16 protein-coding genes are annotated in these 14,752 nt (G+C 65.6%); 9 read left to right on the plus strand and 7 right to left on the minus strand.

What is annotated here, in order from left to right:
* The first annotated feature begins 115 nt into the window (after window positions 1-115).
* From MWU77_RS00530 to MWU77_RS00560, 7 genes are all read left to right on the plus strand, one after another.
* Window positions 116-727, plus strand: a complete 612-nt coding sequence (locus MWU77_RS00530; RefSeq protein WP_169688222.1) for a TetR family transcriptional regulator — start codon at window positions 116-118, stop codon at window positions 725-727.
* Window positions 728-758: 31 nt separating this feature from the next.
* On the plus strand, window positions 759-2,180 hold the full coding sequence (purB, locus tag MWU77_RS00535; protein WP_247272695.1) for an adenylosuccinate lyase: 1,422 nt from the start codon (window positions 759-761) through the stop codon (window positions 2,178-2,180).
* Window positions 2,181-2,245: 65 nt separating this feature from the next.
* Entirely contained in the window at window positions 2,246-2,860 is a 615-nt protein-coding gene (locus MWU77_RS00540) for a TetR/AcrR family transcriptional regulator (protein WP_247272696.1), read from the plus strand.
* 24 nt (window positions 2,861-2,884) lie between these two features.
* Window positions 2,885-3,313 carry an HIT family protein gene (locus tag MWU77_RS00545; RefSeq protein ID WP_169688224.1) on the plus strand — a complete coding sequence of 143 codons (429 nt, stop codon included), beginning with the start codon at window positions 2,885-2,887 and terminating at the stop codon, window positions 3,311-3,313.
* A 4-nt stretch (window positions 3,314-3,317) separates the two neighbouring features.
* On the plus strand, window positions 3,318-4,910 hold the full coding sequence (locus MWU77_RS00550; protein ID WP_169688225.1) for a lactate permease LctP family transporter: 1,593 nt from the start codon (window positions 3,318-3,320) through the stop codon (window positions 4,908-4,910).
* Between the two features lie 43 nt (window positions 4,911-4,953).
* The gene (locus MWU77_RS00555; RefSeq protein ID WP_169688226.1) at window positions 4,954-5,970 is read left to right on the plus strand and encodes a Dyp-type peroxidase; all 1,017 of its coding nucleotides are present in this window, start codon (window positions 4,954-4,956) and stop codon (window positions 5,968-5,970) included.
* The gene (locus MWU77_RS00560) at window positions 5,967-6,770 is read left to right on the plus strand and encodes a family 1 encapsulin nanocompartment shell protein (RefSeq protein WP_169688227.1); all 804 of its coding nucleotides are present in this window, start codon (window positions 5,967-5,969) and stop codon (window positions 6,768-6,770) included. The genes MWU77_RS00555 and MWU77_RS00560 overlap by 4 nt, the downstream gene beginning before the upstream one ends.
* Window positions 6,771-6,790: 20 nt before the next feature.
* On the opposite strand, the gene MWU77_RS00565 is transcribed toward MWU77_RS00560, so the two are convergent.
* The 5 genes from MWU77_RS00565 to aztB all read right to left on the minus strand — a co-directional run bounded on the left by MWU77_RS00565 (window position 6,791) and on the right by aztB (window position 11,726).
* A complete protein-coding gene (locus MWU77_RS00565; protein ID WP_169688228.1) occupies window positions 6,791-7,270 on the minus strand; it encodes a MarR family winged helix-turn-helix transcriptional regulator in 480 nt (159 codons plus the stop codon).
* 139 nt (window positions 7,271-7,409) lie between these two features.
* Window positions 7,410-8,603: a zinc metallochaperone AztD gene (gene aztD, locus MWU77_RS00570; RefSeq protein ID WP_169688229.1), complete on the minus strand. Its 1,194-nt coding sequence runs from the start codon at window positions 8,601-8,603 to the stop codon at window positions 7,410-7,412.
* Window positions 8,604-8,628: 25 nt separating this feature from the next.
* Window positions 8,629-9,543, minus strand: coding sequence for a zinc ABC transporter substrate-binding protein AztC (aztC, locus tag MWU77_RS00575; RefSeq protein ID WP_247272697.1), 915 nt, complete (start codon window positions 9,541-9,543; stop codon window positions 8,629-8,631).
* On the minus strand, window positions 9,540-10,787 hold the full coding sequence (locus MWU77_RS00580) for an ABC transporter (RefSeq protein ID WP_169688230.1): 1,248 nt from the start codon (window positions 10,785-10,787) through the stop codon (window positions 9,540-9,542). The genes aztC and MWU77_RS00580 overlap by 4 nt, the downstream gene beginning before the upstream one ends.
* A gap of 30 nt (window positions 10,788-10,817) precedes the next feature.
* Window positions 10,818-11,726, minus strand: a complete 909-nt coding sequence (gene aztB, locus MWU77_RS00585) for a zinc ABC transporter permease AztB (protein WP_169688231.1) — start codon at window positions 11,724-11,726, stop codon at window positions 10,818-10,820.
* A gap of 55 nt (window positions 11,727-11,781) precedes the next feature.
* Here aztB and aztA point away from each other — a divergent pair, with 55 nt between their 5' ends.
* Window positions 11,782-12,411, plus strand: coding sequence for a zinc ABC transporter ATP-binding protein AztA (aztA, locus tag MWU77_RS00590; RefSeq protein ID WP_247272698.1), 630 nt, complete (start codon window positions 11,782-11,784; stop codon window positions 12,409-12,411).
* Between the two features lie 54 nt (window positions 12,412-12,465).
* Here the strand turns inward: aztA and MWU77_RS00595 are convergent, their stop codons facing one another.
* Together MWU77_RS00595 and MWU77_RS00600 are read right to left on the minus strand one after the other, a co-directional pair.
* On the minus strand, window positions 12,466-13,224 hold the full coding sequence (locus MWU77_RS00595) for a cutinase family protein (protein WP_169688233.1): 759 nt from the start codon (window positions 13,222-13,224) through the stop codon (window positions 12,466-12,468).
* A 105-nt stretch (window positions 13,225-13,329) separates the two neighbouring features.
* Complete coding sequence (locus MWU77_RS00600) at window positions 13,330-13,998, minus strand: alpha-ketoglutarate-dependent dioxygenase AlkB (RefSeq protein ID WP_169688234.1); 669 nt, start codon at window positions 13,996-13,998, stop codon at window positions 13,330-13,332.
* A gap of 72 nt (window positions 13,999-14,070) precedes the next feature.
* On the opposite strand from MWU77_RS00600, the gene MWU77_RS00605 reads away from it, so the two are divergent.
* Entirely contained in the window at window positions 14,071-14,751 is a 681-nt protein-coding gene (locus MWU77_RS00605) for a TetR/AcrR family transcriptional regulator (RefSeq protein ID WP_247272699.1), read from the plus strand.
* Window position 14,752: the final 1 nt, after the last annotated feature.

The following is a 14,752-nucleotide window of genomic DNA, read 5'->3' on the forward strand; positions in this document are numbered from 1 at the left end:
TCGATACGACCAGGGGCACGACAGCCGAGCCCCCATGCCGGCGGAGCCGATCGTACCGGTCGGTCTCTGGCCCGTTCGCCCCTGGTAGAGGTGGTTGGGCTGTCACGATGACTAGGTGTCGATTGCTGCGACCCCGAAGGGCGAGCGGCGCCGCCAGGCGCTGGTCGAGGCTGCAGCCGACCTCGTACTCGAAGGCGGTATTGACGCGGTCCGGCATCGGTCCGTCGCGAACCGCGCCGGCCTCCCGCTGGCGTCCACGACCTACTACTTCGATTCGCTCGACGACCTCATATCGTGCGCCGTGCACTTCAACAGCGCGCGTGAACTCGACGAGATGGGCGAGTGGGTGCGTGAGGTTCCGCAATCGTCGCGCGCCGTCGACTCCACCGCCGATCTGATCGTCGACCTGCTCATCGGCCCGCGCGCGATCGGTCAGGCAGACCGGGAACGCCTCATCTCGAGGTACGAACGCTATGTCGCGACCGCACGGCATCCCGAGTTGCGCGACGTGCAGCTGGAGATGCGCGAGCAGCTCGACGAACTGCTCACCGAACTGCTCCACCGCTGCGGCCGCGACGTGCACACGGATCAGTTGCGCCGGCTCGTCGCGGTGGTGGACGGCGCGGTGCTCGGTGGTCTCGGAGAACTCGACCCCGATCCGAGAGCGCTGGCGCGGGGGATCTTGATCGACGTCGTGGACACCGTCGCACCACCGGCCGATGGGTGATCACGGGCACGGGTCCGTAAACTGTTGCTCCGTGAGCAACATCCCGAACGTCCTCGCCACCCGGTACGCCAGCCCCGAAATGCGGCAGTTGTGGTCGCCCGAGCAGAAGATCGTGCTCGAGCGTCAGCTGTGGCTCGCAGTGCTGCGTGCCCAGGCCGAGCTCGGGATCGATGTTCCTGCGGAGGCGGTCGCCGATTACGAGCGTGTTCTCGATCAGGTGGACCTCGACTCCATCGCCGCGCGCGAACGGGTCACTCGCCACGACGTGAAGGCCCGCATCGAGGAGTTCAACGCCCTCGCCGGCCACGAGCACGTGCACAAGGGAATGACCAGCCGCGACCTGACGGAGAACGTCGAGCAGCTGCAGATCCTGCGGTCGCTCGAGCACGTGCACGCACACGGTGTCGCGGTCGCCGCCCGTCTCGCAGAGCGCGCCGCCGAGTACTCGAAGCTCGTGATGGCCGGACGCTCGCACAACGTCGCGGCGCAGGCCACGACTCTGGGCAAGCGGTTCGCGTCGGCGGCCGATGAACTCCTCATCGCGCTGCAGCGCGTACGTGAACTGATCGATCGGTACCCGCTGCGCGGTATCAAGGGGCCGATGGGAACGGCCCAGGACATGCTCGATCTGCTCGGTGGCGACGCAGGCAAGCTCGAACAGCTCGAAGCGAAGGTCGCGGCGCATCTCGGCTTCTCACATGTGCTGACGAGCGTCGGCCAGGTGTACCCGCGTTCGCTCGACCACGATGTGCTCTCCGCGCTCGTGCAGGTCGGTGCGGGGCCGTCGTCCTTTGCGCACACCGTCCGTCTCATGGCCGGACACGAACTGGTCACCGAGGGATTCCAGCCCGGGCAGGTCGGCTCCTCGGCCATGCCGCACAAGATGAACACCCGGTCGTGCGAACGAGTCAACGGGCTGCAGGTCGTCTTGCGTGGTTACGCCTCGATGGCGGCAGAGCTGGCCGGTGCCCAGTGGAACGAAGGTGACGTGTTCTGCTCGGTTGTGCGCCGAGTTGCGCTGCCGGATGCGTTCTTCGCGATCGACGGGCAGATGGAGACCTTCCTGACGGTGCTCGCCGAGTTCGGTGCATACCCGGCGGTCATCGAGAAGGAACTCGTCCGGTACCTGCCGTTCCTTGCGACCACCAAGGTACTCATGGCTGCGGTGCGTGCAGGTGTGGGTCGAGAGACCGCGCACGAGGCCATCAAGGAGCACGCTGTTGCCGTGGCGCTGGCAATGCGTGAGCAGGGCCGCGAACCCGATCTGCTCGATCGACTCGCAGCCGACGAGCGGCTTCCGCTCGACCGCGCGGGACTCGATGAGGCGCTCGCCGACCGGTCGGTGTTCGTCGGCGCAGCCGAGGCGCAGACCGCGCGGGTGGTCGGTGCCGTGGAGGATTTGGTAACGCAGTACCCGGAGGCGGCGACGTATTCGCCGGCTCCGATCCTGTAGACACAGGAGACGGCTACCAGGGGAGAGTTCGATGGGGGTAGCTGCACACAACAGGGGAGACGACAGTGTCGGAGAAGGTGGGAACCAACGGTCGGATCAGAGACGCAGTGCGCACACGCACGGCGCTCCTCGATGCCGCGCTGGAGGTGTTCCTCAGGGACGGTTACGCCGAAGCGGCGACCGAGGAGATCGTGGCCGTCGCGGGCGTGACCAGAGGGGCGCTCTATCACCACTTCGCGAACAAGCGTGAGCTGTTCCGGGGTGTGATCGAGCGCCTTCAGAAGGAGGCCGAGGAAACCCTCGTGCCGAACGAGCCGTACGACGATCGGTGGGAGGCGTTCACCGCAGCCGTGCTCGCGTCTCTCGACGCGGTCTACGACCAGGCGACCCGCCGTCTGCTGCTGATCGAGGCGCCGGCTGTCCTCGGGTGGGCCGAGGTACGAGAGACCCACCGCAATTCGTCGTTGCGCAGCATCGAACGGATGCTGGAATCGCTCCACCCGGAGGACCCGGAGAAGTCGATTCGCGAATCGGTGCTTGCTCACCTGATCGTCGCTGCCGTCGAGGAAGCAATGCTCTACCTCGCGCACAGTGACGAGCCGCAGCGCGACCGCGCTGTGGTGGAAGCGGAATTGCTGAGGGTGCTCAGCGCAGCCCGACAGCCGGCCGTGGGTTCGTAACCACCGAGTGAGATCCTTACCTACGTGAACGACTGCATCTTCTGCGCGATCGTGGCCGGAGCCGCACCCGCGAGCGTGGTCCTCGACGAACCCGACGTACTCGCGTTCATGGACATCCGGCCCTTCACACCGGGTCACCTGCTGGTGGTACCGAAGCGTCACGCATCCGGTCTGAAGCAACTCGATCCGGCCGACGGGGCGGCGGTGTTCGCCGCGGGGCAGCGCATCGCCACAGCCCTCCGGGCGAGTTCCCTCCCGATCGACGGCGTGAACCTCTTCCTGGCCGACGGCGTAGCCGCGGGCCAGGAGGTGTTCCACGTGCACTTGCACGTCGTGCCGCGCACCGGAGGCGACGGTTTCGGGATCCGCGCCCGGTCACAGTCACCGAACCGGACAGTGCTCGACGGCACCGCCGATGCGATCAGGTCCGCCCTGGCCGTGCCCGGAGAGTGACCCCGTGACGTACGTGCAACCGATCGCGCCGATCGGCGAGTCGATCGCGTGGTCGGCCCTGGTCGCGGTTCTTCCGCTGCTGACGATGCTCGTGATGCTGGCGGTGTTCCGCGTCAAGTCCTATCTCGCTGCGGCGGTCGCGGTCGTCGTGGCCGTTGCGGTCGCTGCGATCGTCTACGGGATGCCGCTGATCTCCGCGGTCAGTTCCGGCCTCGAGGGCGCCGCGTTCGGCGTGTTCCCGATCATGTGGACCGTCGTCAGCGCTGTGTTCGTCTACCGGCTGACTGTCGAGACCGGTCATTTCGACGTGCTGACCCGGGCATTCGCGCGAATCTCCCCGGACCATCGCATCCTGACGATCGTGATCGCGTTCCTGTTCGGGGCGCTCCTCGAAGCCGTCGCCGGTTTCGGAACGCCGATCGTCGTCGCCACCGTCGTGCTCATCGGAGCGGGGCTCGAACCGGTCCGGGCGGCGGCTGCAGCATTGATCGCGAACGCTGTGGGGACACCTCTCGGCGTCATGGGCACCCCGATCCTCACCATGTCGAAGGTGTCGGAGATTCCGATCGAGGAGATCGGTCCCGTCGTGGCGACCCAGGTCTGCTTGATGGCAGCGATCGTTCCCCTGGTGCTCGTCGCAGTCGTCGGGGGCGCCGCCGGGGTCCGGCAGACGTGGCCGGCGGCGATTGCGGTCGGTGTCGCATTCGCGTCCGCACAGTTCCTGTGCGCGACCTACTTCGTGGTCGGACTGAGCAACATCGCGGGGGCTGCCGCAGGGCTGGTGGCGTTGCTTGTCGTGTTGCGATTCTGGTCGCCCACCGGGCAGGCGTCGGCCGCGCCGCAGCACGAACCCGACAGCACGCGCCGCGTGATCGAAGCCTTCGCGCCGTACGCCCTGATCGTCGTCGTGTTCCTGATCAGCCGCATCGAGCCGGTCGCATCGGTGCTGTCGCGCGCGACATTCTCGTTCACGTGGCCGGGTCTCGACGTGCAGACTGCGGCGGGTGGAGTGCCCGCCGCCGAGATGTTCACGCTGAACCTGCTGACCGCACCGGGCACGATCGTGTTCGTCGCGGCGTTGTTGTCGATCGCGTTGCTGCGTGTCGAGGCCGGGGACGCCCTGCGCTGTTTCGTTGCCGCTGTGGTGCAGTTGCGGTGGTCGTTCGCGACGGTGACCTCCGTCGTCGCGTTGGCATACGTGATGAACCTGTCGGGACAGACAGCGACGATCGGTCAGTTCCTCGCCGGTGCGGGGGCGGCATTCGCACTGCTGTCGCCGGTTCTCGGGTGGCTCGGTGTCGTCGTGACGGGTTCCAACACCGCGTCCAATGCGATGTTCGGAAGCCTGCAGGTGTCGGCGGCGCAGCAGGCCGGACTGGACCCGACCGTTCTCGTGGCGGGAAACATGACCGGTGGAACGGCCGGAACCCCGATCGCGCTGCAGAACCTTGCGCTGGTCTCGTCGGTGGAGGGCCTGGCAGGCAGGGACGGGGTGCTCCTGCGCCGGCTGCTTCCCGTGAGCCTCGCTGCGCTGGTCGTGTATTCGGTGGTGGTCTGGTTGCAGACCACCTCGGTGCTGTCCGCGATGGTGAGCTAGCGTCGTTGCACCGTTCGGTCCGGACTTCCACTACGGTGATCTTGTGCCAGTACCGCAGCCGATCATCACGCCCCTGACCGAGGCGGCGATCTTCCTTGTCGTCACGGTGGACGAGGGAGGTGAGCCGGTCGTCCGGGATCTGCTCGGCGATCTTGCAGGTCTGCGTCGATCCGTCGGTTTCCGGATCCCCGAGGGCGGGCTCTCTGTTGTTACCGGAATCGGGTCGAAGTTGTGGGACCGGTTGTTCTCCGGTTCCCGTCCCGCCGAACTGCACGAGTTCGTCCCGTTGAACGGCGAGACACACCACGCTCCGGCGACGCCGGGAGACCTCCTGTTCCATCTCCGGGCATCGACGATGGACCTGTGTTTCGAGCTCGCGGGGAAGATCAACGATCGGCTCCGCGGGGTTGCCACCGTGGTCGACGAAACCCACGGGTTTCGTTACTTCGACCGCCGCGACCTCCTGGGGTTCGTCGACGGCACCGAAAACCCCGAGGACGACGAGGCGGTCGGTGCCGCACTGGTCGCGGACGACCCCGGTTTCGCCGGCGGCAGCTATGTCATCGTGCAGAAGTATCTGCACGATCTCGCGGCCTGGAATGCGTTGCCGGTCGAAGAGCAAGAACGCGTGATCGGACGCACCAAGCTCGACGACATGGAACTCGACGACGACGTCAAACCGGCGAACTCACACGTCGCGCTCAATACGATCGTCGACGACAACGGCGACGAACGCCAGATCCTCCGGGCGAACATGCCCTTCGGGAACTTCGGAGCCGACGAATTCGGCACGTACTTCATCGGATATTCCGGCACTCCCGATGTGACCGAACGAATGCTGCGCAACATGTTCCTCGGCGATCCGCCCGGAAACCACGACCGGATACTGGATTTCTCCACGGCCGTCACCGGCACGCTCTTCTTCTGCCCGGCCGGGGAGTTCCTCGACGACCTACCTCCGGCACCGTCGGAAAGAGCGGTCGTACCCGAACCGAACACACCGACCGCCGGAGACGGATCCCTCGGAATCGGCCCTCTCAGAAGGAGTTCAACGCTGTGAACAATCTCTATCGAGAACTTGCCCCCATCACGGACGCCGCGTGGGCCGAGATCGAGGAGGAAGCGTCCCGCACGTTCAAGCGGCATGTGGCGGGTCGTACTGTCGTCGACTTCTCCGGCCCGCACGGCACCGATTTCGCGGCGGTCGGTCTCGGCCGCACCCGCGAGATCGACGCTCCCGCCGACGGCGTCCGTGCACGACAGCACCGGGTGGCGCCCATCGTCGAACTGCGGGTGCCGTTCACGCTCTCGCGCGAAGAGCTCGACAACGTCGAGCGTGGCGCTCACGATGTCGACCTCGACGCGGTGAAGGAGGCTGCCAAGAAGATCGCGTTCGCGGAGGACCGCGCGATTTTCGAGGGCTACGCTGCTGCGGGAATCGAAGGCATTCGTGCCGCGTCGACGAATGCGCCGTTGCATCTGCCCGACGATCCGCGCGACATCCCGGAGACCATCAGCCTCGCACTGTCGGAGCTGCGCCTGGCCGGTGTCGGTGGCCCGTACTCGGTGTTGCTGAGTGCGGATGCGTTCACGAAGGTCAGCGAGACGTCCGACCACGGCTACCCGATCCGTGAGCAGATCCGTCGCCTGATCGACGGCGACCTCATCTGGGCGCCGGCGATCGACGGGGCATTCGTGGTGACGACCCGTGGCGGCGACTACGACCTGCAGGTCGGGCAGGATCTGTCGATCGGGTATCTGTCGCATGATGCCGACAGAGTGCAGTTGTACTTCCAGGAGACCCTGACGTTCCTCGTGTACACGGGCGAGGCCTCGGTCGCGCTGCTCTCGCAACCCTGACCTGGCAGCCCTGACCTCGCCTAGCGCTGACCCTGCTGCTTCTGGGCGGCGGTGTTGACGCGGGCGAGGACTCGGTGCAGTTCCTCGAGTTCGGATATCTCCACGCCGAGCGCGTCCACGACCTGATTCGGGACGGATTCGGCGGCGATCCGCAGATCGCGGCCGGCCTCGGTCAGGGCGACGACCAGGCGCCGCTCGTCGACCGAGCTACGGGTGCGGGTGATCAGATCGAGCGACTCGAGTCGCTTGAGCAGCGGCGACAGTGTGGGGGAGTCGAGTTGCAGGAGCGCGCCGATGTCCTTGACAGCGAGCGGTGCCTGCTCCCACAACGCCAGCATGACGAGGTACTGCGGGTGCGTCAGTCCGAGCGGCTCGAGAATCGGCCGATACACCGCAAGCACCGCACGGTTCGCCACCGACAGGGCGAAACACACCTGACGCTCGAGGGCGAGGGGGTCGTCGTCGGGTGAGATATGCGAAGCGGGGATATCGACGCTCATGAGATCACCGTACCGAATCGGTCGTGCGTCAATGGATCGTGGGCGATTTGGTTCATCCGGCACTGACATCACGTCCCGGCAACGACGACACACCCGGCTGTGATGCACGCTCGCGCACACCACAGCCGGGTCGATCACGCTACGCGACAGCGAGCTCGTTCGGCTGATCCGGGAGCTCGGTGGATTTCACGATCACACCGGTGGTGAGGTCGACGGCGTGAATCGTGTTGCTCGCAGGTTCGGTGACATATCCGATATCGCCGTCGACCACGATGGCCGGGTGCGGGTTCTGCCACTCGTCCGGCCCTTCCCACGGTGCGATCACGGGATACCGGCCGCTCATCTCACCGGTGGCGGGGTCCATGACATGGATGGACCCGTCGGTTGCGAGAACGTAGGCCTGGTCGTTCGGTCCGCGAGCGATGCCGCGCCAGGTGTATTCGATACCGTCGGGCAGCTCGATCGCTTCGTACGTGTGCGCGTCGGTGTCGATCAAGGCCACCATGTTCAACAGGTAGCCCTCGGCGTCGGGGTCATTCTTGTAGTCGCCGACGATGAGCGGGCTCGTTTCCGACACGTAGGCGTTGCCCATCCGCCCGTATTCGTCTGGAGCGGTGAATTTCTCGAACGCACCGTCGTGGTAGAGCAGCGCCCCGTCCTCGCAACCGAAGACCACAGCCTCATCGGCTGCTGTTCCTTCCCCGTGGACGCCCGGGCACTCTTCGTTTCGCGCCACCTCGTTCGAATCCGTGTCGAGTGCCCGCGCCCCGGTGCGGCCATCGGCGTTGCCGATGGTCGTGAGTAGCGTGCCGTCCTCGAGGACGACCGACACCCCGTGGTGGGCTTCATCGCCGGGAACCATCCGGGTCGACGGTAATTCGTCATTGTTCGTCAGCAGCGCATCGGTGTCGAACACGACGGTGTTGCCGGTGCCGTCGTCGTAGAGGACGGTCTTGCCATGGTGGCGGACGACGTGCGCCGGAGTCTCGGCCTCGAAGACGAGATCGGTCAGTTCCGGTGTGGCGGTGTCGAGTACCTGGAAGCCACCGGTGGTCGTCACGAGAAGATGGCGGCCGTCGCCGACCGCGTTGAGCCGGGTGAACTCTTCGGATTCGAACTCGCCGCGAACTTCGAGGGAGTCCCCATCGAGTACTACGAGCCCGTTCTCGATCGCGACCGCGATGCCTCCTTCGGCCGAGGCATCGGCGGAGGGCGACACCGTGGTCGGGTCGGTGACCGTCTGCTCATCCGATCCGCTACACGCGGTGGCCAGCAATGCGGCGCCGATTACGGCCGCAACTGCTCCTTTTCCGGGCACATGTCGTAGTCTCATCGTTCTTCCTCTCGATATTCGGTGATCAGGGAGAGAGCCCGGCGGTGATGCGCTCGGTGTTGGCGCGCATCATCTCCAGGTAGCTTTCGGCGCCTTGTCCGGATGCTGTGAGCGACTCGGTGAACAGTTCGATCACGTCCACGTCGACACCGGCTTCGTCGGCAAGGACCTGGACCAGGCGGTCGGGTTGTGACGATTCGGCGAAGATCGCCGGAACGCCGGATTCGGCGATGGCGGAGGAAAGTTCGCGCAGGTCACTTGCGCTGGGCGACGCGAGCGTCGTACCTCCGGGGATGATCGCGCCCACGATACGGAAGTCGAATCGTTCAGCAAGGTAACCGAAAACGTGATGATTGGTCACCAGGCTGCGCCGGTCCGCAGGGACGGAATCGAACGCCGCGGTCATCTCCTTCTCGAGTTCTGCGAGTTCCACGCGGTAACGTGCGGCGTTCTCGTCGATCGCCCTCTTGTCGATACCGTCGATCGACACCAGCGCGTCTGCCAGTGCGTCCACAACGTCGCGCATGCGTGTGGGATCGGTCCAGAAGTGAGGATCGGGTGTACCTTCGTTCTCCTCGGAGTACGCGAGAACGTCGATGGTGTTGCCTGCGACGAACGTGTCGACGCCCGCATCGGCAGCGCGATCGAGGTGCTGCTGCAGCCCTTCTTCGAGACCGAGCCCATTCGAAACCACCAGATCGGCTCGACTCAGAAGGCTTGCTTCCTGCGCTGAGATCTCGAAGGAGTGTGGGTCGGCATCGGGTTTCATGAGCGTGGTGACCTCAGCGGCATCACCCACCACGTTCTCGACGACGTCCCCGAGTATGTTGGTGGTCACGACCACCGTCGGCCGGTCCTCGTCCTCGCTCGTGCTTCCGCAGCCTGCGAGAGCGAGCATCCCTGCCAACGCCGCACCGACCAGAATGGTTCGGCGCATCATCGCCCCGTCTCCGCGAAGAAGGTTGGTGTGGTCGGTGTTTCGAGGGTGCGGGCCAGCCGTGCATTGTCGGCATAGGCGATCTCGTAGACGACGCCTTCCGCCGGCGCATTGAGATAGGCACGCTGCCGGTCGACGGTCAGTTCGACGCTGTCGAGCAGTGCGGGATCTGCGACGGTCCGAGTCAACAGTGGCTCGGTAACCGCGACTTCATCGCCCGAACTGCCGTCGTACACCCTGATGCGGCCACTTCGATCGAGGGCGACGACATGCTCGTCCGCGTCATCTGCGGCCGACACCTGTAGGAGTGGCTCGATGGTCGGGATCAGCTGCCAGGTGCGGGCGCGGGTGTCCAGTAGCCAGATGCCCTCGTCGCCGGCCAGTGCGGCGACGCTCGGGCGCCCTTTGCGATTGTCGAATTCCACCGCGGGCGTGTGGGTCCCTTCCGGGTAGGGGAGGTGCTCGAAGGTCACGTCGCCGTCTTCCGCGGTCGCGAGCAGAGCGCCGGTGGCGCACCCGATCACGACGCCGATCCGGGTGGTGATGGTGCCCTGCGGGTCGAGGCATTCGACGCTCGACCCGTCTGCGAGGGTTCCGTCGGCGTGATGGAAACGCACTTCCGGCGCCTGTCCTCGATCTCCTGCGTGGGTGACCAGGGCCCCGCCCCCCAGGGGGACGGCGAGTCCTGGATGTGGCCCGGCGTCGATCCGGAACAGTTCGCGTATCTCCCCTTGCGAGAGAGCCTCATTGTCCAACAGCACCGCGTCGCCGGTGAGAGGGAAGAAGAGTCCGGTACCACCGGTGGTCGAGGTGTTCGATGTCGAAACTGTCGCTGTGCCTTCACCGGTGACGTTCCCGAGCAACTTCGGTGCCGATCGGTAGTAGTGGAAGTGGTCTTCGTGGTCCCAGGTCCACACACCGCTGTCGACGATGTCGACTCCTTGTGGCGTCGTCGCAAACAGGTATCGTCCGTCGGATGCGACCGCGGACGGTGCGGAGATGGTGCCCAGCTCCGTGGTGGTGTCGTCGAGAAGATCGAGCATGCCGACTGCGCCCGCGGCGTCGATGCTCACCAGGTGCAGTGGCGGCTCGGCAACCTCCTCCGCTCCTGCAATCGCGCCGTGGCCGTCACCGGTGGATCGATCGGCCTCTATCGGAGGGGGCGAATCGGCGGATCGAACTGCGCAGGACGACAGTGCGATAGTTGCGGTCGCGGCAAGTGCGGTCAGAATCCCGCGTCGTAACATTGTCTGCTTTCTGATCGAGAATTGTTCAGGTCAACGGCTTTCGGCGCGGATCGGGACCGGCGGCTCGTCTCCGGTATGTCCGAACTCCTCGGTCGGGTGCACGTCACGGTCGTGGCGATTGCGGAAACGGTTGTGTGTATTGCGGGTGATCGCGGATGCCAGGGCCAGGCAGATGGCGCAGAATGCGATCGATGCGCCGGCCGCAGTTCCGGAATGCCATGAGGCGAGCAGGCCGGAGGTGACGGCCGCGAATCCGAACGCCGTGGCGAGGAGCATCGTCGAAGGGATGCGCCTGGTCCACTGGTGGGCCGCGACGACCGGGCCGAGCAGCAGGGCCACAACGAGGAGCGTTCCGACCGCCTGGTAGGACGCGACCACGGCGAGGGTGACGAGTGCAACCAGCATCACCTGTGCGAGCTGCGGGCGGAGGCCGAGGGTGTGGGCGATACGCGGGTCGAACGCGGCTGCCACGAAGGATCGGTGGAACTTGGTCGCGATACCGAGCGCGATTATGAGTGCGCCTGTGAGGGTGATGATCTCCGCAGTCCGGATCGCGAGAATGTCGCCGAACAGAATGGTCGTCGCATCGGTGGCGAAGCTACGCGAATGAGAGACGATGATGATGCCACTCGAGAGCATCGCGACGAACAACAGGCCGATGGTCGTGTCGTAGGACAGGCGGCCTCGCCGTTGCAGGGCGCCGATCGCTGCGCTCATGACTCCGGCGCTGATCGCTCCGCCCGCCAGTACGGGCAGACCGAGAACTGTTGCCAAGGCAACCCCGGGCAACATTCCGTGACCGATCGCTTCACCGAGAAAAGCCATGCCGCGGATGACTACCCAGGTGCCTACGACACCGCAGATCGCGGCGACGAGGGCGCCTCCGAGAAGGGCGCGGACCATGAAGTCGGTGGTGAAGGGATCGCTGAGCCAGGACACGGGTCATGACCTTAATTGGTAATGACAACGATTTCCAATTGCTATAGTCGCATGAATGAAGACTTCGATCTCGGTGTTGACCGCGCGATCCGTGAGCTACGCCTACGACGGACGGGATGTGCTGCACGGTGTCTCCGTGACGCTCCCCCGTGGAACCGTGACGGCAATCGCGGGACCCAACGGCTCAGGTAAATCGACGCTCGTCGAGTTGCTGGCGGGAGTCCGCACTCCCCGCTGCGGAGAGATCTCACGAGGCGGCGCGGTGGCGCTGGTCGTCCAACGGCCATCCGTCCCCGACACCCTCCCGGTGACCGTCTTCGATGTCGTCACCATGGGAACCTGGGCGCGACGACTGGACCGCCGGAGTGCCCGCAGCGTGGTTGCCGAGGCGATCGAGAAGGTGGACCTCACGGGATTCGAGAAACAACCACTCGCCGCACTGTCCGGCGGGCAACGACAGCGGGCCCTACTTGCCCAAGGGATCGTGCAAGAGGCACCGATCCTGCTTCTCGACGAACCCGCTGCCGGGCTGGATTCGGCCAGTCGCCGACGCACACGCGAGATCCTCGCCGAGTATGCGACCCGTTGTGGAGCGGCAGTGGCGTGCGTGACCCACGATGACGAATCGATCGCCGCCGCAGATCGCGTGCTTCGACTCGAGTCCGGACGCGCAGCAGTGTTCTGAAGCGAGTGGTCGGTCTTCGCAATCGATGTTCGGGGCCTGGTGTGTGATTCCCCGTCAGGGCTGGTAGTCGGGGTATTTCGTGTGCAGTTCGAGATAGCCGGCGACGTTCGCCTCGAGCCAGTCGTCGCCGTCGCCGGGGGTTCGGCCGTCGCAGACCGCGTCGCCCTCGATGCAGATTCGCTGGACGGGGATCTCACCGAATTCGCTACGGCCGCCGCCGAGTGTCACTCCGGGAACAACGGGGCCCGGGAACAAGGTCTCGACGCCCCGGGAGTCTCGCGGATCCGAGTACAGGATGCCGCTGATCCGGGCGGGCGGGACGGATCCGTCCTCCGCGATCTCGGCGAGAACATCGCCGGCGATCGAGGCGCCCTGCGAATAGCCGAGAATCAACAGATCGGCGTCGGGGCAGGTGCTGTGCCGCGCAGTGATGGTTTCGCGGAGTCGCTGATGCCCGATCTGCTTGGATCGGTCATAGGCGATGGCGCCGTCGTCGTCGATGCCGTCTCCGTCGTCGCTCGAACCGGAACCTGGCATCGGTACGACCACCGCGGGGTAACGGATGTGTTCGACAACGGTGCCGGGCTCCTGGTAGCGAGCAGAGATCTTCGCCAGAGGGGAGTCCGGGTCGATCGAGTCGGGCGTGTCGAGGCCTCGGGTGCCGTCAACGGCGAGGACATAGCGTTCAGGACAGTCGCGGACCGGTTCGGCGGACGCGGAGCCGACCGGGCCCGTAGCCATCAGACCTGCGGTGAGCAGACCCGCGGCGAACAGGCCGACGGTGCGGGGACGCCTGCGGGCGGTCCAGGACATGCGCGATTCTCCTCGTCAGCCCCCGACAGGCGATAATTGAAAACGATGGTATCGACGTTTCGAATGTTCCGCATGTCCAAAATGTGAACTTTCAGGTGATCATGGTCACCCCCGGTCGCGGTCGAGTCCGGTCACGCGAAGCGTGATGTTCAATCGTCCGCCCGTCATCGAGATGCCGGAGGGCCCGGTGTTCGGGAACACCGAGGGCACACCATGATACGCGAATCGTGACGGGCCGCCGAACACGAACAGATCCCCGGACTCGAGCCGGATGTCGGTGTAGGGCCTGCCTCGCGTCTCGCAATTCCCGAATCGGAAGACGCATGCATCGCCGAGACTGAGCGACACGATCGGTTCGGCGACGCGTTCGTCCTTGTCCTGGTGCATCCCCATTCGGGCATCGGCGTCGTAGAAGTTGATCAGCGCGGTGTCCGGCTCGTAGTCGTCGGCCGGGCGGGAGTACGCGTCCGCGACCGCTCGGCGACCGAGGTCGGCGAGCCGGCTGGGGAGAGGTGCGACAGGTGCGTCGTCGACATCCACCGCCCGGCGCGTGTAACGGTACGGAGACCAATGCCATCCCAGGCAGGCGGTCTGCACCGTCATCACCCCGCCTCCGGGGAGGGCGGTGTGCCGCATCGGTGCGGGGCTCCGTGCCCAGTCGCGACACGCCTCGACCAGTCGACGTTGTGTCGCGCGGTCCAGCCAGTCGGGCACGTGCACCGCCCCGGGCGCGACCTCGCGACGTGCGCGGGGGATGGGTAGTGATTCGTTCACGGTCGCAGCTCCTCGAGGCCTTCGTCGTCCGGGGTGGACAGCGTCCACCCGCCGATCACGTATAAATACAGAATGCCGAGCTCCGACATCGACGACACCTTCGACGATTCTCCTCCGTCGATGGCACCGTCGTCGTTGTTGCGCGACCTTCCGGTCACCGAGCGGGGGCTGCGGACGCGGTCGTCGTTGATCGCCGCTGCCCGGACGGTCTTCGAGAGTGCGGGTTACCTCGACACCAGGCTCGTCGACATAACCACGCAGGCGAAGTGTTCTGCGGGCACGTTCTACACCTACTTCTCGAGCAAGGAGGAGATCTTCGCGGCGGTGCTCGAACTGGCGCAGGAGGACATGCTGCATCCGGGCATGCCCCGCGTGGCCGACGAGGACGACCCTGCGGCGGTCGTGGAGGCGAGCAACCGGGCTTATCTCGAAGCGTATCGACGCAACGCGAAGCTGATGGGTCTGCTCGAGCAGGTGTCGCACATCGACCCGGTTTTTCGTGAGCTGCGTCAGAAGCGCGGCGACGCCTTCATTCGGCGCAATGCGCGCAGCATCGCGCATCTGCAGAGCCGCGGCCTCGCCGATCGCGAGGTCGACCCGCTCCTGGCGTCGAGGGCCCTCTCCGGGATGATCAGCCGACTTGCACTCTCCCACTTCGTCATCAACGAAGACGAGTCCGCGGACATGGACGAGCTCGTGTACACCGCGACTCGGCTGTGGGTCAACGCGCTGCAGATCCCCCACGACGACTGAT

Origin of the sequence: Rhodococcus sp. F64268, assembly GCF_023015605.1 — a bacterium.
GTDB lineage: Bacteria > Actinomycetota > Actinomycetes > Mycobacteriales > Mycobacteriaceae > Rhodococcus.